The sequence below is a fragment of the Streptomyces sp. NPDC048197 genome (assembly GCF_043202395.1).
Lineage (GTDB): Bacteria > Actinomycetota > Actinomycetes > Streptomycetales > Streptomycetaceae > Streptomyces > Streptomyces siderophoricus.
Window position 1 is genome coordinate 47,886 of record NZ_JBIDAJ010000002.1, and the last position, 20,630, is coordinate 68,515.

Consider the following 20,630-nt stretch of genomic DNA (forward strand, 5'->3'; position numbering starts at 1 on the left):
GCCTCACTTCCGCGCGGCCTCGCCGGACTCGCTGTCCGCCGTGGCCCGCACCGACTGCTGCCGGGGAATCCCGGCGCTCTCGGCGGGCTGCTCCGCAGCGCCGTGCGGCTCCCCTTCGGCGGCCTGCTCGGCGGCCGGTTCGGCAGACGTCTCCGCGGCCCGTTCGGCGGTCGCCTCGGCGGTCTCCGCACACTGTCCGTCACGCGTCTCGTCACCGGACACCTCCGGGGCCGCTGCTTCCGCCGCGTCGTCCGCCACTCTTTCCGCCACCGCGTCCGCCGCGGTCCCGTCGCCGGCCGCGGCCTCCTCGGCGCCCGCGGACTCCGCGGACTCTCCGGCTTCTCCGGCCCCCCGGGCTTCCTCGGCGCCCTCGGCCTCCGCCGAAGCGGCCGACTTCGCCGGCTCCTCCGCCTCGGCCGTCACCGACGTTGCGGCGCTCTCCTCCGTCAACGCTTCGGACTTACGGCGGCGAAACCGCGAAAACACGCCCATAACTGCTCCTACGCTCTTCATGTGGGCGAAATCCCCTGCCGCCCGGAGCGGACCGATGCGCCGCCCACGGGCGCCGGTGCTGCACCGGCTCTCTCGGGACCTCGCAACAGGCAACGACCTCATCGGTGGCCCGTCACGTCGCTCGTTCGAGATGGGCCACCGATGTTTGGGAGACTGACGGGGTGAACACCGCTGTCCCCGCTCCGCGGGTCATCGCCGTCGTCGGCCCCACCGCGGCCGGAAAGTCCGATCTGGGCGTTGCGCTCGCCCGACACCTGCGTGGCGAGGTCATCAACGCCGACTCCATGCAGCTCTACCGCGGCATGGACATCGGGACCGCCAAGCTCACGCCCGAGGAGCAGCAGGGCGTACCGCACCGCCTCCTGGACGTCTGGGACGTCACCCGCGCCGCCAGCGTCGCCGAGTACCAGCGGCTGGCCCGCGCCGAGATCGACCGGCTGCTCGCCGAGGGCCGCACCCCGGTCCTCGTCGGCGGCTCCGGCCTGTACGTACGCGGTGCGATCGACGCCCTGGAGTTCCCCGGCACCGACCCGGAGGTGCGCGCCCGCCTGGAGGCCGAACTGGCCGAGCTGGGCAGCGGGGCCCTGCACACCCGGCTGGCCACCGCCGACCCGGAGGCCGGCCGCGCCATCCTGCCCGGGAACGGCCGCCGCATCGTGCGTGCCCTGGAGGTCATCGAGATCACCGGCCGCCCCTTCACCGCGAACCTCCCCGGTCACGAGGCGGTCTACGACACCGTGCAGATCGGGGTCGACGTCGCGCGCCCCGAACTCGACGAACGGATCGCCCGGCGGGTCGACCGCATGTGGGAGGCGGGCCTCGTCGACGAGGTGCGCCGCCTGGAGGCCGAAGGGCTCCGGGAGGGCCTCACCGCCTCCCGGGCGCTCGGCTACCAGCAGGTGCTCGCGCAGCTGGCAGGCGAGTGCACGGAACAACAGGCGCGGGACGAGACGGTGCGCGCCACCAAGCGCTTCGCGCGCCGTCAGGACTCGTGGTTCCGCCGGGACCCGCGCGTCCACTGGCTCAGCGGTGCGGCCGAGCACCGGGCGGAACTCCCTGAGCAGGCGCTGGCCTTGCTCGAACGACCGGTCACAGCCTGATCACGTCATGGCATCGGGACGCTCCGGCCGTCATCAGGGCCCCTGAGGGCGTGTCATCATCGACCTTCGATCGAGGCATGCATGCGGCAGTGGGGAGGGCGCGTGGCAATGGAGGCCGGCCCTCGCAACCGAGCCCAGCAGCCGGACAACGGCGCTGACACGGACACCGACACGGATACCGCTGCGGACACCGCCGCGGCACCGCTGACCGCGGACGGCCCGGACGTCGCCACCGCCCCGCTCGGGAACGACTCGTCCCGGAACGACCCGGACCGGAACGACCCGGACCGGAACGACCCGGACCGGAACGACCCGGACCGGAACGACCCGGACCGGGATGACGCGGCCCACGGCGGCCGTTCGCACCACGGTCTCTCCCAGGACGGCCGGTCGCACGGCGACCTGGCCCACGACGGCCTCGCCGAGGACGGTCCGTCCGGCGCCGACGGCATCGGCAGCGGCCCGCTCGCTTCGTCCGATGCCCTCGCCCCGTCCGGTCCTCTGGGAACCTCCGATCCTCTGGGGACCTCCGACCCCATGGGCCACTCCGATGTCCTGGGCGCCACCGGTGCGCTGGACGACTCCGGTGCGCTGGACGACTCCGACGGACCGGACGCCGCCGGCGGGACCGGCGAGGGTGGCGAGTCCTTCCGCGAGCTGCGTCCGCCGCGCCGGCTGCGGCTGTGGCAGCTCGCACCGATCGTCGGGCTGGCGGCCCTCGGCTCGCTGATGTTCGCCTTCCCGCTGGCCTTCGAATTCGGCGGCGACGGTGGCGCGGTGATCGCGATGCTCGGCCTGCTGCTGTGCTGCTGCGCGGCCGGCTGGGGCATGATGGCCGCCCGCCGCGTCGGCCACACCTGGCCCGGCCTGCCCGCCCGCGGCTCCGGTCGCCGCGCCAGCTGGCGGGTGGTCCTCCTGTACGCCCTGGTGGTGGCCGTCCCCGCGGCCCTGGCCATCTGGCGCGTGGCCCGACTGCGCTGAAGCGTTCCTGCCCGTCTGGACTGCGCTGACGCGCTCCCGCCCGCCCGAGGCGCGCTGACGCGCTCCCGCCCAGGCCCGCTGACGCGTTCCCCTCCCGGGGCGCGGAACGACGCGCTCCTCTTTTTCCCCGCCGCCCACCCCCCTTCGGGGGGTGGGCGGGTCAGGAGAGCACCCGCCCCCACCACCCCTGTCACCCCCGCCCCGTACGATGCAAGGGTGACCAGTACGCAGCGGGTGCCCTTCCTCAAGGGGCACGGCACCGAGAACGACTTCGTGATCGTCCCCGACCCGGACGGTCTGCTCGACCTTCCCGCGGCCGCGGTCGCCCGGATCTGCGACCGGCGGGCCGGCCTCGGCGGTGACGGCGTGCTGCGCGTCGTACGTTCCGCAGCGCATCCGGAGGCGCGCGATCAGGCCGACGAGGCCGAGTGGTTCATGGACTACCGCAACGGCGACGGCTCGATCGCCGAGATGTGCGGCAACGGGACCCGGGTCTTCGCGCGCTACCTGCTGCACGCCGGCCTGGTCGAGGCCGGCGACCTCGCCATCGCCACCCGCGCCGGCGTGCGCCGCGTCCATCTGGCCAAGACCGGCGACGTCACGGTCTCCATGGGCCGCGCCGAGCTGCCCGAGGACGGCGTGGTGGTCACGCTCGGCGGCCGCAGCTGGCCGGCCCGCAACGTCAACATGGGCAATCCGCACGCGGTCGCGTTCGTCGAGGACCTGGCCCACGCCGGGGACCTGCTGGCCGTACCGCCGTTCAGCCCCGCGGCGGTTTATCCCGATGGCGTCAACATCGAGTTCGTCGTCGACCGCGGCCCCGGGCACGTGGCGATGCGCGTCCACGAGCGCGGCTCGGGCGAGACCCGGTCCTGCGGCACCGGCGCCTGCGCGGTGGCCGTCGCGGCCGCCCGGAGGGACGGTCTGGACCCGACGGCGACCGGAACCCCCGTCACGTACACGGTCGATGTGCTCGGCGGCAGCCTGAAGATCACCGAGCTGCCCGACGGCACGGTCGAGATGACCGGACCGGCCGAGATCGTCGCCGAGGGCACCTTCGACCCCGCCTGGCTGACCGCCGCGCTCGCCTGACCGGCCCACGACAGGGAGGCCGGGCGGGGACGCTCCCCGGCCGCCCTGCAAAAACGATTCAGGCCAAAAGATTCGCTCGAACGGGTGATCCGTATCACTCTGAGCGAGAGGTGGACAGCACTGCGTGATGGGCTCGATAGCATCAAGCACCGGCCCGGGACACCGGAACTGACGCGTCCCACCGCCGGTCGACGCTGCCGGAGGTGCCCATGAGCGCAGAGGCCACGAACCCTGGTAACCCTGGAGCAGCGGGCCGCGGGCGCGGCCGCCGCCGACTGGAGCTCAGAGGGCTGCGCCGCATCGGCCGCGCCGCACTGCTCGGCCCGGCCCCCCGCGACGGCCTCCCGCACGCCCTGGAGCACGTCGCCAAGGTGCACCGCCGCCACCACCCCGACGCCGCCCTGGACACCCTCGCCCGGGCCTATCTGCTCGCCGAGTCCTCGCACCGCGGCCAGCTGCGCAAAAGCGGTGAGCCGTACATCACCCACCCGTTGGCCGTGACCCTCATCCTCGCCGAACTCGGCGCCGAAACCACGACGTTGATCGCCTCACTGCTCCACGACACCGTCGAGGACACCGATCTGACGCTGGATCAGGTTCGCGAGCGCTTCGGCACCGAGGTCGGCTATCTCGTCGACGGCGTGACCAAGTTGGAGAAGGTCGACTACGGCGCCGCCGCCGAGCCGGAGACCTTCCGCAAGATGCTGGTGGCGACCGGCAACGACGTCCGGGTGATGTCCATCAAGCTCGCCGACCGGCTGCACAACATGCGCACCCTCGGCGTGATGCGGCCCGAGAAGCAGGCCCGGATCGCCAAGGTGACCCGCGACGTGCTGATCCCGCTGGCCGAACGCCTCGGCGTCCAGGCGCTGAAGGCCGAGCTGGAGGACCTGGTCTTCGCGATCCTGCACCCCGAGGAGTACGCCACCACACAGGCCCTCGTCCTGGAGTACGCCGGCCGGCCCGACCCGCTCGCCGACATCGCGGAGCGGATGCGCACGGTCCTGGCCGAGGCCGGCATCGACGCCGAAGTCCTCGTCCGGCCACGGCACTTGGTCTCCGTGCACCGCGTACGGCTGGCCCGCCGCGAACTGACCGGCGCCGACCTGGGGCGGCTGCTGGTGCTGGTGGCCGAGGACGCCGACTGCTACGCCGTCCTCGGCGAGCTGCACACCTGCTTCACACCGGTGGTCTCCGAGTTCAAGGACTTCATCGCGACACCGAAGTTCAACCTCTACCAGTCGCTGCACACCGCCGTCACCGGCCCCTCCGGGGAGATCGCCGAGACCCTGATCCGCACCCACCAGATGCACCGGGTCGCCGAGGCCGGGGTGATCGCGCTGGGCAATCCGTACGCACCCACGGACGGGCCGGACGCCCCCGAGGGCGAGCGGGCCGATCCGACCCGCCCCGGGTGGCTCTCCCGTCTGCTGGAGTGGCAGCGCACCACCCCCGACCCGGACACCTTCTGGACCTCGCTGCGCGACGATCTCGCCCAGGACCGCGAGATCACGGTCTTCTGCGCGGACGCCCCCTCGGACGGGTCGGACGCCACGGACGGGGCGGCCGGCGAGGCCATCGGCCTGCCCGCCGGTGCCAGTTGTGTGGACGCGGCGTACGAACGGCACGGCGAGCGGGCGCACTGTTGTATCGGCGCGCGCGTCAACGGCCGGCTCGCCACCCTCGCGACCGTCCTGCACGACGGTGACAGCCTGCAGCTCCTGATGGCCCCGGACTCCGCCGCCGGCCCCTCGCCGGAGTGGCTCGACCACGCCCGCACGCCCGCCGCGCGGCTCGCCATCGCCCGCTGGCTGTCCGGGTCCCAGGAGCCCGCCGTCGGCCCGCAGGGGCCCGCCGAGCCCCCTTCGGGGCCCTCGCCCGCCGGCCGGCCCGCCCCGGACGGCGAGACCCCCGCGGTGGCCCGCGCCACGCCCGGTTCGGTGCTCGCGGTCGCGGACCTCCCCGGCGCCGCGGTCCGGCTGGCCGGCTGCTGCACACCGGTACCGCCGGACACCGTCACCGGCTTCGCCGTACGGGGCGGCGCGGTCACCGTGCACCGCGCCCTGTGCCCCGTCGTGGCCCGTATGGCGGCCACCGGACGGCAGCCGGTCGGGGTGCGCTGGCGGGGCGCGGGCCAGGGCACCCACGGCTGCCGGGTCACCCTCATGGCCGAGGCCTTCAGCCGGCCGCACCTCCTGGCCGACCTCACCGAGGCGATCGCCGCCCAGGGCGCCGCCGTGGTGTCCGCCGCCGTCGAACCCCCGCACGAACAGCGCGTGCGTCACACGTACACGCTGCACCTGCCGAACGCCGCCGGGCTGCCCTCCCTGATGCGCGCCATGCGGCAAGTGCCCGGCGTCTTCGACGTGTTGCGGGCCGGACGGGTCCGGCAGGCCGCGGCGATGCGCCCCTGAGTCCGGCCCGGCCACGGATGGTGACGGCCCGTCGGACGGCTGCGGGCCGTCCGGAGGACGCCCTCCGGGACAGACGCACGGGGCACCGCCCGTTCGGGTGCCGTTTGACGGCTCGCCCACCGCGGAGGCGGCCGCGTTGGTAGCCGTAGTTCATGTCCCTTCGCTCACGCCGACCGTCCCGCGACCCCGACCGCACCGTCCCCGCGCCGCGCGGTGCCCGAACCGGCCGGCTCCGGCGCTCCGGCCGCCGGGCCGCCGCACTCGGGCTGGCCGCCGTCGCCACCCTCGGCGTGGCCGAGCCGCAGCCCCTGGAGGCGCAGGGCCTGGGCGACCGGCTCTTCCCCATGCTCGGCAACACCGGCTACGACGTCACGTCCTACGACGTCTCCCTGGACTACTCCGGCCACAACGACCGGCCGATGAACGCCACCACGGAGATCACCGCGCACGCCACCACCGAGCTCGACCGGCTCAACCTCGACTTCGCCCGCGGCACGGTGCGCTCCGTGAAGGTCGGCGGCCTGCCGGCCCGGTACGAGCAGCACGGCGAGGACCTGGTGGTCGTCCCCCCGGCCCACATCTCCCGGGGACAGCAGGTCAAGATCTCCGTCCAGCACACCAGCGACCCCCGCGGCAAGACCGACGGCGGCTGGATCCGCACCACCGACGGGCTGGCCATGGCCAACCAGGCGGACGCCGCCCACCGCGTCTTCCCCTGCAACGACCACCCCTCCGACAAGGCGTTCTTCACCTTCCGCATCACCGCCCCCCAGCAGCTGACCGCGGTCGCCAACGGCCTGCCCCTGGGGGCGGCCGGCACCCGCGCGGCACGCCGTACCTGGACCTACCGCACCGCCCATCCGATGGCCACCGAACTCGCTCAGGTCTCCATCGGGAAGTCCAGCGTGCTGTTCAAACACGGACCGCACGACCTGCCGATCCGCGACGTGGTCCCGACCGCGAACCGCGCGGCGCTCGCCAAATGGCTGGCCAAGACGCCGGAGCAGGTCGCCTGGATGGAGCGCAAGGTCGGCCCCTACCCCTTCGAGGCGTACGGGGTGCTGATCGCCAACGCCCGCACCGGCTTCGAGCTGGAGACCCAGACCCTCTCGCTCTTCGAGAAGGACCTGTTCACGACCGCGCACCTGCCTGCCTGGTACGTGGAGTCCGTGATGGTGCACGAGCTGTCGCACCAGTGGTTCGGCGACAGCGTCAGCCCGCGCCGCTGGTCCGACGTCTGGCTCAACGAGGCCCACGCCACGTGGTACGAGGCGCTCTACGCCCAGGAGAAGGACGACCGCCGGGCCAACCTGGAGACCCGGATGCACCGGGCGTACGAGCAGTCCGACGGGTGGCGGGCCGAGGGCGGGCCGCCGGCCGCGCCCAAGGTCCCCAGCCCCGGCCAGAAGATCAGCATCTTCCGCCCCATCGTCTACGACGGCGGCGCCCTGGTCCTCTACGCCCTGCGGCAGAAGATCGGCCCGGCGGCCTTCGACCGGCTCGAACGCGAATGGGTGGCCCACCACAAGGACGGCGTGGCCGACTCGGCCGACTTCACCGCGCTGGCCTCCAAGATCTCCGGGCAGGACCTCACCGGCTTCTTCCAGGAGTGGCTCTACGGCGCGCACACCCCGCCGATGCCCGGCCACCCGGCGTGGCGGCCCGGTGCGGCCGGCGAACTGGGCAAGCCGGCGCAGCCCGGCCGGCCCGCGAAGGGCGGACAGCCCGGCAAGACGGGACAGCCCGGCAAGACGGGACAGCCGGTGAAGCTCGCCGGAAAACCCACTCCCCCCGGAAAACCCGCGTGACCGCCCTCCCGGGCCGTGGGACCATCATCAGGTCGGCGCCGGCAGCCCGGGAATCTCCGGGGCGTGTCGTACGTTGACACCTACGACAGTCCCGGTGGGGCCATGCATCCGGTCCCATGAGGGCTTCCCAACGACGCAAAGGATCAAATGACCTCCTCTTCTTCCCTTCCGCAGGACCGGCAGCGCCTCCCGGAGAGCCTTCGGGCCGACGCCCTGATGGAAGAGGACGTCGCCTGGAGCCACGAGATCGACGGGGAGCGCGACGGCGACCAGTACGACCGGTCGGACCGCGCGGCGCTGCGCCGTGTGGCGGGCCTTTCCACCGAGCTCGAAGACATCACCGAGGTCGAGTACCGCCAGCTCCGACTGGAGCGCGTGGTGCTCGTCGGTGTCTGGACGTCCGGCACGGTGCAGGACGCGGAGAACTCCCTCGCGGAGCTCGCCGCGCTGGCCGAGACCGCCGGTGCGCTGGTGCTCGACGGCGTCATCCAGCGCCGCGACAAGCCCGACCCGGCCACCTACATCGGCTCGGGCAAGGCGCTGGAGCTGCGCGACATCGTGCTCGAATCCGGGGCCGACACCGTGGTGTGTGACGGTGAGCTCTCCCCGGGCCAGCTGATTCACCTCGAGGACGTCGTCAAGGTCAAGGTGGTCGACCGGACCGCCCTGATCCTCGACATCTTCGCCCAGCACGCCAAGTCCCGGGAGGGCAAGGCGCAGGTCTCGCTGGCCCAGATGCAGTACATGCTCCCCAGGCTGCGCGGCTGGGGCCAGTCGCTGTCCCGGCAGATGGGTGGCGGTGGCTCCGGTTCCACGGGCGGCGGTATGGCCACCCGTGGTCCCGGTGAGACCAAGATCGAAACGGACCGGCGGCGGATCCGCGAGCGGATGGCGAAGCTGCGCCGGGAGATCGCGGAGATGAAGACCGGCCGGGACACCAAGCGCCAGGAACGCCGGCGCCACCAGGTCCCCTCGGTCGCCATCGCCGGCTACACCAACGCCGGCAAGTCCTCGCTGCTCAACCGCCTCACCGGCGCCGGCGTGCTGGTGGAGAACGCCCTGTTCGCCACCCTGGACCCGACCGTCCGGCGGGCCGAGACGCCCAGCGGGCGGCTCTACACCCTCGCCGACACCGTCGGCTTCGTCCGGCACCTGCCGCACCACCTCGTCGAGGCGTTCCGCTCCACCATGGAGGAGGTCGGCGACTCCGACCTGATCCTCCATGTGGTCGACGGCTCGCACCCGGTGCCCGAGGAGCAGCTGGCCGCCGTCCGCGAGGTGATCCGGGACGTCGGCGCCACGGACGTCCCCGAGATCGTGGTCGTCAACAAGGCCGACGCGGCCGATCCGCTGGTCCTCCAGCGGCTGCTGCGCCAGGAGAAGCACGCGATCGCGGTCTCGGCCCGTACCGGCCAGGGCATCGCTGAGCTGCTGACCCTGCTCGACGAGGAACTGCCCCGGCCGCGGGTCGAGATCGAGGTCCTGGTGCCCTACACCCAGGGCGCGCTGGTCTCGCGGGCGCACGCCGAGGGCGAGGTGCTCTCCGAGGAGCACACCGCCGAGGGCACGGTCCTCAAGGCGCGGGTCCACGAAGCGCTGGCCGCCGAGTTCCGCCCGTTCGTGCCGGCGGCGTAAGGCCCCGCACATACGGCCCGCAGGTACGCAGAAGGCCCGCTCCGGTCTCCCGGAGCGGGCCTTCGCCGTGGTGGCGGTCCGGTGGGACGGTGCCGGGCACCGCCCCACCTCAGCGGACTACTGCTTGCTCGCCCACTTCTTGCTCATGTTGTCGAAGATGGCCTTGGCCTCGGGGCCCAGGTGCGGGCCGGCCGACCAGCGGGCCGGGCGCGGACCCATCGACATGTTGGAGACCAGCACCGGCTTGCCGTCGGCGCCCTTGATGAACCAGGGTCCACCGGAGGAGCCACCGGTCATCGTGCAGCCGATCCGGTACATGGTCGGCTTGTTGGCGTCCATCGACAGCCGGGTCGGCTTGTCGGTGCAGCTCTGCTGCGCGGCACCGTCGAACGGCGCCTCGGCCGGGTAGCCCTGCGCGGTCAGGCTGGGGATCTTGGCCATCGCCGGGGCGTTGAAGTCGACCTGGTAGGCGCCGCCGGCCATCTCCTCCAGCGACTTGCCGCCGGTGCTCTCCTCCGGCTTCACATGCATCAGCGCGAAGTCGTACGGGGCCATCGGCACGCCCGGCACGGCGCCGCCGTCCTTGATCCACTCGCTGGACGTCGCCATGTCGTCCGCCCACCACTTGCCCGAGGGGACGCGCTCCTCGAAGGGCTTGTTCTTCAACTGGCCGGCGCTGCCACCGGTCTTGTTGAAGTTCGGCACGAACATCATGTTGCGGTACCAGCCGCCGTTCTTGCCGGCGTGCACACAGTGCGCCGCGGTCCACACCAGGTTGGACTTACCGGGGTGCGCCGGGTCCTTGACGACGGTGGCGGAGCAGCGCGACTCGCCCTCGGGCGTGCTGAACAGCAGCAGACCCACACCGGGAGCGGTGGTGGTGTACGGGGTCTTGACGGGCTGAGCGGGGACGGCGGCCGGCTCAGGATCCGTCTTGCCCTGGTCCTCCGAGATGTCCTCGGGCTTGCTGGGGTCCTTGGGCGGCTTGACCTTCTCGATCTTGTCAGGGTTCCAGAAGTTCTTGATGATCGGGTTGATGAACTCCCCGGCCTCCCGGAGCCACTTGTCCCGGTCCCAGTTCTTCCACTCGCCGTTCTTCCACTTGTCCAGGTCGATGCCGTGTTCCTTGAGCTTGTCCTGGATGTCCTTGGGGATCTTGATCGCACCCCCACCCGTGGTGTCCGCCGCGGACTGACTGGGCTTGGCGTCCGCGTTGTCGCTGTCCGGCCCGCAGCCGGTGGCGGTGAGCGCCACTACGGCGGTGAGGGCGGCGGCGGCCAGGACGGGCCGTCGTATGGGTCGCATGGGTGTGGATCCCCCTGATGAATCGAACGGTGTGGCTTGAGCGGAGTCGCGCCGGTTTCGGAAGTTGTCATGAACCTCAAGATCCGAGCGCAAGACCCCACTATGCCGGTGACGATGGGGACGGCGGTACTCGGGTCCCCGGTTCCAGCCCGTCAAGGATCTTGTTCCGGGCCGTGATCCGGCGTCGCCGCCGTCGTTGGTACGTACGGGGGACGGCCGGGCTGCCCGCCGGCCCGCTCGGTATGCAGCAGCTCACCAAGCAGGAGGACACAACTGCCGTGGCGTTGACCGAAACCGTGCCGGCGGCCGCGCCGCCGGCCCACGAGGGGATCCTGCGTCGACAGTCCCTGCGTGAGTCCGCAGCCCGTACGTACGCGCGCTCACTGCCCATCGTCCCGGTGCGCGCCCGCGGGCTGACCATCGAGGGCGCCGACGGCCGGCGCTACCTCGACTGCCTCTCCGGCGCCGGCACCCTTGCCCTCGGCCACAACCACCCCGTCGTGCTCGAAGCGATCCGCACGGTCCTCGACTCCGGCGCTCCGCTGCACGTCCTCGACCTGGCCACCCCCGTCAAGGACGCTTTCATCACCGAGCTGTTCGCCACGCTGCCCAGGGAGTTGGCCGAAAAGGGGCGGATCCAGTTCTGCGGCCCGGCCGGTACGGACGCCGTCGAGGCGGCCTTCAAACTCGTCCGCACCGCGACCGGACGGGACGGCCTGATGGCCTTCTCCGGCGCCTACCACGGCATGACCGCCGAGGCGCTCGCTGCCTCCGGGGGCGCCCGGCACACCAGCGTGGCCCGACTGCCCTACCCCTACGACTACCGCTGCCCCTTCGGCACCGGCGGTGAGCGCGGCGCCGAACTCGCCGCCCGCTGGACCCAGAACCTCCTCGACGACCACAAGAGCGGCGTGCCCCGGCCGGCCGGGATGATCCTGGAACCCGTCCAGGGCGAAGGCGGGGTGATCCCCGCCCCGGACGGCTGGCTGCGGCGGATGCGGGAGCTCACCGCGGCCCGGCAGGTCCCGCTGATCGTGGACGAGGTACAGACCGGCGTCGGCCGCACCGGCACCTTCTGGGCGATCGAGCACAGCGGCATCGTCCCCGACGTGCTCGTCCTCTCGAAGGCGATCGGCGGCAGCCTGCCGCTGGCCGTGATCGTCTACCGCGAGGAACTCGACGCCTGGCAACCCGGCGCGCACGCCGGCACCTTCCGCGGCAACCAGCTCGCCATGGCCGCGGGCCGCGCCACCCTCGCACACGTCCGCGCCAACGGCCTCGCCGAACGCGCCGGGGCACTCGGCGCCCGGATGCTCGACCGGCTTCGCGCCCTGGCCGGCGCCCACGACTGCATCGGCGACGTCCGCGGCCGCGGACTGATGCTCGGCCTCGAACTCGTCGACGCGGGCGCCGACCCCGACCCCGGCGGCGCCCGCCCCGCCGCCCCGCACCTCGCCGCCGCCGTCCAGCAGGCCTGCCTGGACCGCGGCCTGATCGTCGAGCTGGGCGGCCGGCACTCCGCCGTCGTCCGGCTGCTGCCACCCCTGACCATCACCGACGAACAGGCGGACGCGATCCTCGACCGCCTCGCCGACGCCATCACGGCGGCGGTCCGCACCGACCCCGGGCCGACGGCCTCGTCCCCCACGACACTGTGAGGCACCACCCCATGAACGAACGCCCCGGCTCCGACGGCACCCCGCCCGGCGAGCGCCTCCCCGACCGGCACCACGGCGCGGGCACGATCGAGTCCGTCCCCCGCCAGCAGCGGCGCGCCCCGGAGGACGCCTGCCACCAGCAGACCCACGAGGGCCCGGACCGGGCCGCCGGCCCGCTCACCGCGCCCGCCGCCTACGACCGCGCGCCCGGCGAGCACGACCCGCTCGACCACCCCGACCCGGCGGTCGCCGCGGACGCCGCGGGCATCGAGCACCTGCTGCGCTGCTGGCTGCGGGAGAACGGCAGCCCCCGGCCGGCCGGCGGCCGGCTCCGCCTCCCGCTGCCGGCCAGCGCCACCGCACTCCACATCCCCGTCCGCTACTGGTCGCCCACCGGCTGGCACCGCCTGGGCGCGCCCGGCCTCGAAGGCGCCCCGGCCGGCGCCGCCCCGCTGGACGCCGTCACCCTCGCCGCGCTGCTGCGCCGCGAGGCCGCGCACGGCGGCGACCGGCGGGCCTCCGACGGCGGCGAGCACCGCGTACCCGACGGCGGGGAACGGACGGTCCCGGAGGGCGAGCCGACACCGGACGGCGACGGCGCCGAACTCCTCGGCAGGGTCGCCGATTCCGTCCGGAACGTGGCCACCTTCCTCGCCGACCGGCGCGCCCGGCCCGCCGACGACCACGGCGCGCTCTTCCTCGAAGCCGAGCAGTCCCTGCTCCTGGGCCATCCGCTGCACCCCACCCCCAAGAGCCGGGAAGGGCTCAGCGACGCCGAGACCCGGGCCTATTCGCCCGAACTGCGCGGCGCCTTCCCGCTGCACTGGATCGCCGTGCACCGCTCCGCCGTCGCCGCCGACTCCGCCTGGACCGAACGCGGCAAGCCCGTCCCGGCGGAACGCCTCACCGCCCGCCTCGCCGGTGATGGCCTCCAACTCCCCGACGACACCGTGCCGTTGCCGCTGCACCCCTGGCAGGCCCGCGAGCTGGCCGGGCGCCCCGACCTCACCGCCCTCCGCGACGCCGGACTGCTGCACGACCTGGGCCCGCACGGCCCGCTCTGGCACCCCACCTCCTCCGTCCGCACCGTCCACCGCCCCGACGCGGAGGCCATGCTCAAGCTCTCCCTCGGGCTGCGCATCACCAACTCCCGCCGGGAGAACCTCCGCAAGGAACTGATCCGTGGTGTCGAGGTGCACCGGCTGCTGCGCACCGGACTCGGCGAGCAGTGGCAGACCGCCCACCCCTGCTTCGACATCGTCCGCGACCCGGCCTACCTCGCCGTCGACGGCCCCGACGGGGAACCCGTCCAGGGCCTGGACGTCGTCATCCGCCACAACCCCTTCACCCGCACCGACGACGCCGTCTGCATCGCCGGTCTCACCTCGCCCCGCCCCTGGCCCGGCCACGCGGGCGTCCGCTCCCGCCTCGAAGACCTCGTCGGCACCCTTGCCGCCCGCACCGGACGCCCCACCGGCGCGGTGGCCACGGAGTGGTTCCTGCGCTACCTCGAAGCGGTCGTCCGGCCCCTGCTGTGGCTGGACGGCACGGCCGGGATCGTCCTGGAGGCCCACCAGCAGAACACCCTCGTGCTGCTGGACCCCGACGGCTGGCCGGCCGGCGGCCGCTACCGCGACAACCAGGGCTACTACTTCCGCACCTCCCGCCGCGCCGGTCTCGAACGGCGGCTGCCTGGCATCGGCGTCGTGAGCGACACCTTCGTCGACGACGACGTGGTCGACGAACGCTTCGCCTACTACCTCGGCATCAACAACGTCCTCGGCCTCATCGGGGCCTTCGGCTCCCAGCGCCTGGTCCGCGAGGAGATCCTGCTCGCCGCCTTCCGCCGGTTCCTCGCCGACGCCGCCGCGGCCCCCGAAGGGCACCGCTCCCCGCTCCCCGAGCAGCTGCTGGCCGCCCGCACCCTGCGCTGCAAGGCCAATCTCGCGACCCGGCTGCACGGCCTGGACGAACTCGTCGGTCCCGTCGAAACCCAGTCCGTCTACGTCACCCTGCCCAACCCCCTCGTTCCCTAGGACGCCGATCCGTCCGACCCCAGACCCCCGCCCCCCGTCCCCGGCGCCGACGCCCCGCGACCCACAAGGCCACGCGGCATCCGGCCACGAGAGGAGAGCGCCGCCGTGCCATCCACCGATTCCGGCATCGACTCCAGCGCCGCCCAGGCCGCCCATCACCCACTCACGGCAGCCCGTACCACCCGGGGCACCGGCGGCCCCGGCCGGCCGCCGTCCCCCGCCGGCCGGCTCCTCGACGACCTGGCGGCCTGGGGAGCGGCCCGCACACCCGCCGGGCCGTTCCAGCTCGTCCCCGTCCAGCCCGCCCGCGACCTGGAGCGGATCACCGCCTGGATGAACGATCCGGCCGTCTCGGCCTTCTGGGAGCTGGCCGGGCCGCCGGAGACCACCGCCGCCCACCTGCGCAGCCAGCTCGACGGGGACGGCCGGAGCGTGCCCTGCCTGGGCGTGCTCGACGGCGTCCCGATGAGCTACTGGGAGATCTACCGCGCCGATCTCGACCCGCTCGCGCGCTCCTACCCGGCGCGCCCCCACGACACCGGGATCCACCTCCTCCTCGGCCGCGCCCACGACCGCGGCCGCGGCCTGGGCAGCGCCCTGCTGCGCGCCACCGCCGACCTCGTGCTCGACCGCCGCCCGGACTGCACCCGGGTCCTCGCCGAGCCCGACCTGCGCAACACCGCGTCCGTCGCGGCCTTCCTGACGGCCGGCTTCCGCTACGCCGACGAGCTCGAACTCCCCGGAAAACGCGCCGCGTTGATGGTCCGCGACCGCGCCCACCGCCACCTGCTCTGACCCCGGGGCCGTCCGTCGACGGCCCCGCTCCGGTCCGTCGTCCACCCCGCCGCTCCGGTTGTCCCCCGTACGAGCCGGGGCGGTCCCGCTTCGAGGAGTCCCGCCTTGCCTCCTGAGCCCCAGCCTTCGCAGCACGCCTGGCAGCACGCCGCCCGCCGGCTCTTCGCCAAGATCCTGGCGGAGTTCGCCTACGAGGAAGTCCTCGCGCCCGAGCCCGACGGCACCGGCCCGGACGGCGTCCCCCGCTACCGCCTGCCGGTCTCCGACGGACCGACCTACCGCTTCCGGGCCCGCCGCGGCGCCTACGGCCACTGGCGCGTCGACCCCGCCTCGATCACCCCCGACGCCGACCCCTTCCACTTCCTCACCCACGCCCACGACACCGTCCTGGGCCTGTCCGGCGACACCACCGGCCACCTCATCCGGGAGCTGACCGCCACCCTGGCCGCCGACACCCGGCTCGACGCCACCGCTCTGAGCGCCGCCGACCTCGCCGACCTGGACTACGCCGCCCTCGAAGGCCACCAGACCGGCCACCCCTGGCTCGTCGCCAACAAGGGCCGGCTCGGCTTCTCGGCCACCGACGCGGCGACCTGGGCCCCCGAAGCACGCACCGCCCGCCGCCTGCCCTGGCTCGCCGCGCACCACGGCATCGCCCACTACCGCGGTATCCCCACCCTGGCCACCCCCGACCGTCTCTACGGCGAGGAACTCACCCCCGCCACCCGTCACACCTTCGCCCGCGCCATCACCGACGAGGGCCGCGACCCCGCCGACTACCTCTTCCTCCCCGTACACCCCTGGCAGTGGGACGAGACCATCGCCCCGCTCTTCGCCCCGCAACTCGCGGACAGATCCATCATCGCGCTGCCCACTGACAACGACCTCCGGCTGCCGCAGCAGTCGATCCGCACCTTCCTCAACATCAGCCGGCCCGAGGCCCGTACGGTCAAACTGCCGCTGTCCATCCTCAACACCCTGGTCTGGCGCGGGCTGCCCACCGAGCGCACCCTCGCCGCGCCCGCGGTCACCCGCTGGGTCCACGGCCTGCGCGACGCCGACCCCTACCTCCGCGACGAGACCCGGGTGATCCTCCTCGGCGAGGTCGCCTCGGTCACCGTCGAGCACCCCCTCTACGACCGGCTGCCCGGCGTCCCTTACCAGTTCAAGGAGCTGCTCGGCTGTATCTGGCGGGAGCCGCTGCACGGCTGCCTCGACCCCGGCGAACGGGGCCGCACGCTGGCCTCGCTGCTGCAGACCGACCCCCAGGGCCGCGCGCTGACCGCCGAGCTGGTGCACCGCTCCGGACTTGCCCCGCGCGTCTGGCTGGCCCGCCTCTTCGCCGCGCTGCTCCCCCCGCTGCTGCACTTCCTCTACCAGTACGGCACGGTCTTCTCCCCGCACGGCGAGAACGCCATCGTGATCTTCGACGAGCACGACGTCCCCACCCGCCTCGCGGTCAAGGACTTCGTCGACGACGTCAACACCAGCGCCCATCCGCTGCCGGAGCACGACTCCATGCCGGAGGACGTGCGCACCGTCCTCCTCACCGAACCGCCCGCGTTCCTCACCCAGTTCATCCACTCCGGCCTGTTCGTCGGCGTCTTCCGCTACCTCGCCCCGTTGTGCGCCGACCAACTCGATGTGCCCGAAGAGGAGTTCTGGTCACTCGTACGGGCGGAGATCCTCCGCCACCACGAGCGCTTCCCCGGCCTGAAGGAGCGGTACGAGACGTTCGACCTGCTCACCCCGCGGATCGAGCGGTTGTGCCTGAACCGCAACCGTCTGCATGTGGACGGCTACCGGGACCGCCGCGATCGCCCGCACGCCGCGGTGCACGGCACCGTCCCCAACCCCCTGCACCATCCGTGACCCGGCACGGTGTCAGTGGTCCCGCGTAGGCTTGCAGCGCTATGACGAAGCCCTCCCTCCCCGATCTGCTCCATGCCGCCGTCACCGCCGTCGGCGGCACCGAGCGCCCCGGCCAGGTGGCGATGGCCGAGGCCGTCGCCGAGGCCGTGGACGACAGCGCCCACCTGCTGGTCCAGGCCGGCACCGGCACCGGAAAGTCCCTCGGCTATCTGGTGCCGGCGCTCGCCCACGGCGAGAGAGTGGTCGTCGCCACGGCCACCCTCGCGCTCCAGCGCCAGCTGGTGGAGCGCGATCTTCCGCGGACCGTCGACGCGCTGCACCCGCTGCTGCGCCGCCGCCCCGAGTTCGCCATGCTCAAGGGCCGCTCGAACTACCTGTGCCTGCACCGCCTCCACGAGGGCGTCCCGCAGGAAGAGGAGGACGGCCTCTTCGACGTCTTCGAGCAGGCCACCCCCACCAGCAAGCTCGGCAAGGACCTGCTGCGGCTGCGGGACTGGGCGGACGAGACCGAGACCGGCGACCGCGACGCCCTCACCCCCGGCGTCTCGGACCGCGCCTGGGGCCAGGTCTCGGTCTCCTCCCGGGAGTGCCTGGGCGCCTCGAAGTGCGCGTACGGCGCGGAGTGCTTCGCCGAGGCCGCCCGGGAGCGCGCCAAGCTGGCCGATGTGGTCGTCACCAACCACGCGCTGCTGGCCATCGACGCGATCGAAGGCGCCCCGGTCCTCCCGCAGCACGAGGTCCTGATCATCGACGAGGCCCATGAGCTGGTCTCCCGGGTCACCGGCGTCGCCACCGGCGAGCTCACCCCCGGCCAGGTCAACCGCGCCGTGCGCCGGGCCGCCAAGCTCGTCAACGAAAAGGCCGCCGACCAGCTGCAGACCGCTTCCGAGACCTTCGAGCGCCTGATGGAGCTGGCCCTGCCGGGCCGCCTGGAGAAGATCCCCGAGGACCTGGGCTACTGCCTCATGGCGCTGCGCGACGCGGCCCGTACGGTCATCTCGGCGCTCGGCTCGACCCGCGACAAATCGGTGCAGGACGAGGACGCCGTCCGCAAACAGGCGCTCGCCTCGTTGGAGAACGTCCACGCGGTCGCCGAGCGCATCGCCAACGGCTCCGAATACGACGTGGTCTGGTACGAACGCCACGACCGCTTCGGCGCGTCCCTGCGGGTAGCGCCGCTGTCCGTCTCGGGGCTGCTGCGCGAGAAGCTCTTCGAGGACCGTTCGGTCGTCCTCACCTCCGCCACGCTCAAGCTGGGCGGTGACTTCAACGGCGTCGCCGCCTCCCTGGGGCTCTCCCCGGAGGGCACCCAGCGCGAGGACGCACCCCCGTGGAAGGGCCTCGACGTCGGCTCGCCCTTCGACTACTCGAAGCAGGGCATCCTCTACGTCGCCAAGCACCTCGCCCAGCCGGGCCGGGAGGGCAGCCGCGGCGACATGCTCGACGAGCTCGCCGAGCTGATCGAGGCCGCCGGCGGGCGCACCCTGGGCCTGTTCTCGTCCATGCGCGCCGCCCAGGCCGCCGCCGAGGAGCTGCGCGGCCGGCTGGACGTGCCGATCCTGCTCCAGGGCGAGGAGACCCTCGGCGAGCTGATCCGGAACTTCGCCGCCGACGCCCGGACCTGCTTGTTCGGCACGCTCTCCCTCTGGCAGGGCGTCGACGTACCGGGGCCGAACTGCCAGCTGGTGGTGATGGACCGGGTGCCGTTCCCGCGTCCGGACGATCCGCTGATGAGCGCCCGGCAGAAGGCCGTCGAGGAGGCTGGCGGCAACGGCTTCATGGCCGTGGCGGCCACCCATGCCGCACTGCTGATGGCCCAGGGCGCCGGCCGCCTGGTGCGCGCCACGGGCGACCGCGGAGTCGTGGCCGTCCTGGACCCACGGGTCGAACGGGCCCGCTACGGCTCGTTCCTGCGCGCCTCGATGCCCGAGTTCTGGTACACCACCGACCGCAACCAGGTCCGCCGCTCCCTGGCGGCCATCGACGCGGCCGCCAAGGCGGGGGACGAGAAGCCGGAGCAGTAGCACGAGCCAGGGGCAGCGGTCGGCGCAGAGGGAGAGCCCTGCTGTGGGTACCGGCACGCACGCCTGGCCCGGCGGGTAGGGCGCGATACGCACAGCAGGGCTCCGGGACCGGCGCAGTGGTCCCGGAGCCCGGTCGTGAGGGGTGGGTCAGACCCGCCGCAGTACGGCCACCACCTTGCCGAGGATGGTCGCCTCGTCACCCGGGATCGGCTGGTACGCGGAGTTGTGCGGCAGCAGCCACACATGGCCGTCCTCGCGCTTGAAGCGCTTCACGGTGGCCTCGCCGTCCAGCATGGCGGCGACGATGTCACCGTTCTCGGCGACCGGCTGGCGGCGGACCGTGACCCAGTCGCCGTCGCAGATCGCGGCTTCGATCATGGAGTCGCCGACGACCTTCAGGACGAACAGTTCACCGTCGCCGACCAGCTGGCGGGGGAGCGGGAAGACGTCCTCGACCGACTCCTCCGCGAGGATCGGGCCACCGGCGGCGATCCGGCCGACCAGCGGGACGTAGGACGCGGCCGGCTTGCCGGCGGTCTCCGTCGCGGCGCTGGTGGCGGTCTGGTCCGAGCCGCGGACCTCGTACGCCCGCGGGCGGTGCGGGTCGCGGCGGAGGAAACCCTTGCGTTCGAGGGCCATGAGCTGGTGGGCGACGGACGAGGTGCTGGACAGCCCGACGGCCTGGCCGATCTCCCGCATGGACGGTGGATAGCCGCGCCGCTGCACCGAATCCCGGATCACCTCGATCACCCTGCGCTGGCGGTCCGTGAGCCCCGAACTGTCCGCGCGGATTCCTGGTGGCCGACCGGGAAGCGATCGGGCGGGCTTCTGCTCTTCGGAGTCCAACGTGGCGTCTTCCATCGGCGGCCGCGGTGCCTTTTGCGGGTGTTCGAACCGGCTCTGGGAGTGGCTTTGTGCGGTGATGGTCGCGCTGTCTGCGGTGGTGGTCACGTCGGCCCCTCTCGAAATGTTCTCCCTAGTTAGCCAACGGTAGTTGCTTTCGAAAGGTTGCGCCAAACACACGTTCGAGTGAAATATTCGCTGATTGGCTGACCCGATCAAGTGGCTGGGTGTATGGCCGAGCGACGAATTTCCGCGCGCAACGGAGGGGCCGTGCGGTCGGCCCGATTGTGTCATCCCCGCCCCGCCGCGCCCCCGGGCGGGTGGCGTCCCGTACTCTCGTGGGCGGCCGTCCGGCCCGCCCCCCCCTCGCGACACGCGGTAGGCGAATGTAAGCGGGCCGACACCATATCTAGTGGTTAGATGCGTTCGGCCGCCCATAAGTTGTGGTGCCTGGTCCTTCGGGGCGCCGGGATCGCCTATGCTTGGGGCTGCTTCGGAGGGCCCCTGGTGGCCGGCCGGGGTTATTCGTCGTGCGCCGGGATCGTTGGCGTACG

Annotated in this window: 14 protein-coding genes; 11 read left to right on the plus strand and 3 right to left on the minus strand. The window is 72.9% G+C overall.

Going from position 1 to position 20,630, the window contains the following annotated elements; all coding sequences use genetic code 11:
* Positions 1-3: 3 nt before the first annotated feature.
* Complete coding sequence (locus ACGF4C_RS03435; protein WP_393562909.1) at positions 4-492, minus strand: hypothetical protein; 489 nt, start codon at positions 490-492, stop codon at positions 4-6.
* Between the two features lie 182 nt (positions 493-674).
* On the opposite strand from ACGF4C_RS03435, the gene miaA reads away from it, so the two are divergent.
* The 6 genes from miaA (at position 675) to hflX (ending at position 9,543) form a co-directional block, all read left to right on the plus strand.
* Positions 675-1,613: a tRNA (adenosine(37)-N6)-dimethylallyltransferase MiaA gene (gene miaA, locus ACGF4C_RS03440; RefSeq protein WP_393562910.1), complete on the plus strand. Its 939-nt coding sequence runs from the start codon at positions 675-677 to the stop codon at positions 1,611-1,613.
* A gap of 537 nt (positions 1,614-2,150) precedes the next feature.
* A complete protein-coding gene (locus ACGF4C_RS03445; RefSeq protein ID WP_393563431.1) occupies positions 2,151-2,594 on the plus strand; it encodes a hypothetical protein in 444 nt (147 codons plus the stop codon).
* Positions 2,595-2,810: 216 nt separating this feature from the next.
* Entirely contained in the window at positions 2,811-3,686 is an 876-nt protein-coding gene (gene dapF, locus ACGF4C_RS03450; RefSeq protein ID WP_393562912.1) for a diaminopimelate epimerase, read from the plus strand.
* A 209-nt stretch (positions 3,687-3,895) separates the two neighbouring features.
* Positions 3,896-6,100: a RelA/SpoT family protein gene (locus ACGF4C_RS03455; RefSeq protein ID WP_393562914.1), complete on the plus strand. Its 2,205-nt coding sequence runs from the start codon at positions 3,896-3,898 to the stop codon at positions 6,098-6,100.
* A 152-nt stretch (positions 6,101-6,252) separates the two neighbouring features.
* Entirely contained in the window at positions 6,253-7,908 is a 1,656-nt protein-coding gene (locus tag ACGF4C_RS03460) for a M1 family aminopeptidase (RefSeq protein ID WP_393562915.1), read from the plus strand.
* A 147-nt stretch (positions 7,909-8,055) separates the two neighbouring features.
* The gene (hflX, locus tag ACGF4C_RS03465) at positions 8,056-9,543 is read left to right on the plus strand and encodes a GTPase HflX (protein WP_393562917.1); all 1,488 of its coding nucleotides are present in this window, start codon (positions 8,056-8,058) and stop codon (positions 9,541-9,543) included.
* A gap of 117 nt (positions 9,544-9,660) precedes the next feature.
* Here hflX and ACGF4C_RS03470 read toward each other — a convergent pair whose 3' ends face one another.
* On the minus strand, positions 9,661-10,848 hold the full coding sequence (locus ACGF4C_RS03470) for a trypsin-like serine peptidase (RefSeq protein ID WP_393562919.1): 1,188 nt from the start codon (positions 10,846-10,848) through the stop codon (positions 9,661-9,663).
* 278 nt (positions 10,849-11,126) lie between these two features.
* On the opposite strand from ACGF4C_RS03470, the gene ACGF4C_RS03475 reads away from it, so the two are divergent.
* From ACGF4C_RS03475 to ACGF4C_RS03495, 5 genes are all read left to right on the plus strand, one after another.
* Complete coding sequence (locus tag ACGF4C_RS03475) at positions 11,127-12,506, plus strand: diaminobutyrate--2-oxoglutarate transaminase family protein (protein ID WP_393563433.1); 1,380 nt, start codon at positions 11,127-11,129, stop codon at positions 12,504-12,506.
* An 11-nt stretch (positions 12,507-12,517) separates the two neighbouring features.
* Positions 12,518-14,542 (plus strand): IucA/IucC family protein, encoded by a 2,025-nt coding sequence (locus ACGF4C_RS03480; protein WP_393562921.1) that lies wholly within the window; start codon positions 12,518-12,520, stop codon positions 14,540-14,542.
* A gap of 105 nt (positions 14,543-14,647) precedes the next feature.
* Positions 14,648-15,337, plus strand: coding sequence for a GNAT family N-acetyltransferase (locus ACGF4C_RS03485; RefSeq protein WP_393562922.1), 690 nt, complete (start codon positions 14,648-14,650; stop codon positions 15,335-15,337).
* A gap of 105 nt (positions 15,338-15,442) precedes the next feature.
* Positions 15,443-17,209, plus strand: coding sequence for an IucA/IucC family protein (locus ACGF4C_RS03490; RefSeq protein WP_393562923.1), 1,767 nt, complete (start codon positions 15,443-15,445; stop codon positions 17,207-17,209).
* Positions 17,210-17,250: 41 nt separating this feature from the next.
* Positions 17,251-19,233, plus strand: a complete 1,983-nt coding sequence (locus tag ACGF4C_RS03495; RefSeq protein ID WP_393562924.1) for an ATP-dependent DNA helicase — start codon at positions 17,251-17,253, stop codon at positions 19,231-19,233.
* 147 nt (positions 19,234-19,380) lie between these two features.
* On the opposite strand, the gene lexA is transcribed toward ACGF4C_RS03495, so the two are convergent.
* Positions 19,381-20,184, minus strand: coding sequence for a transcriptional repressor LexA (gene lexA, locus ACGF4C_RS03500; RefSeq protein ID WP_265360798.1), 804 nt, complete (start codon positions 20,182-20,184; stop codon positions 19,381-19,383).
* Positions 20,185-20,630 lie beyond the last annotated feature (446 nt).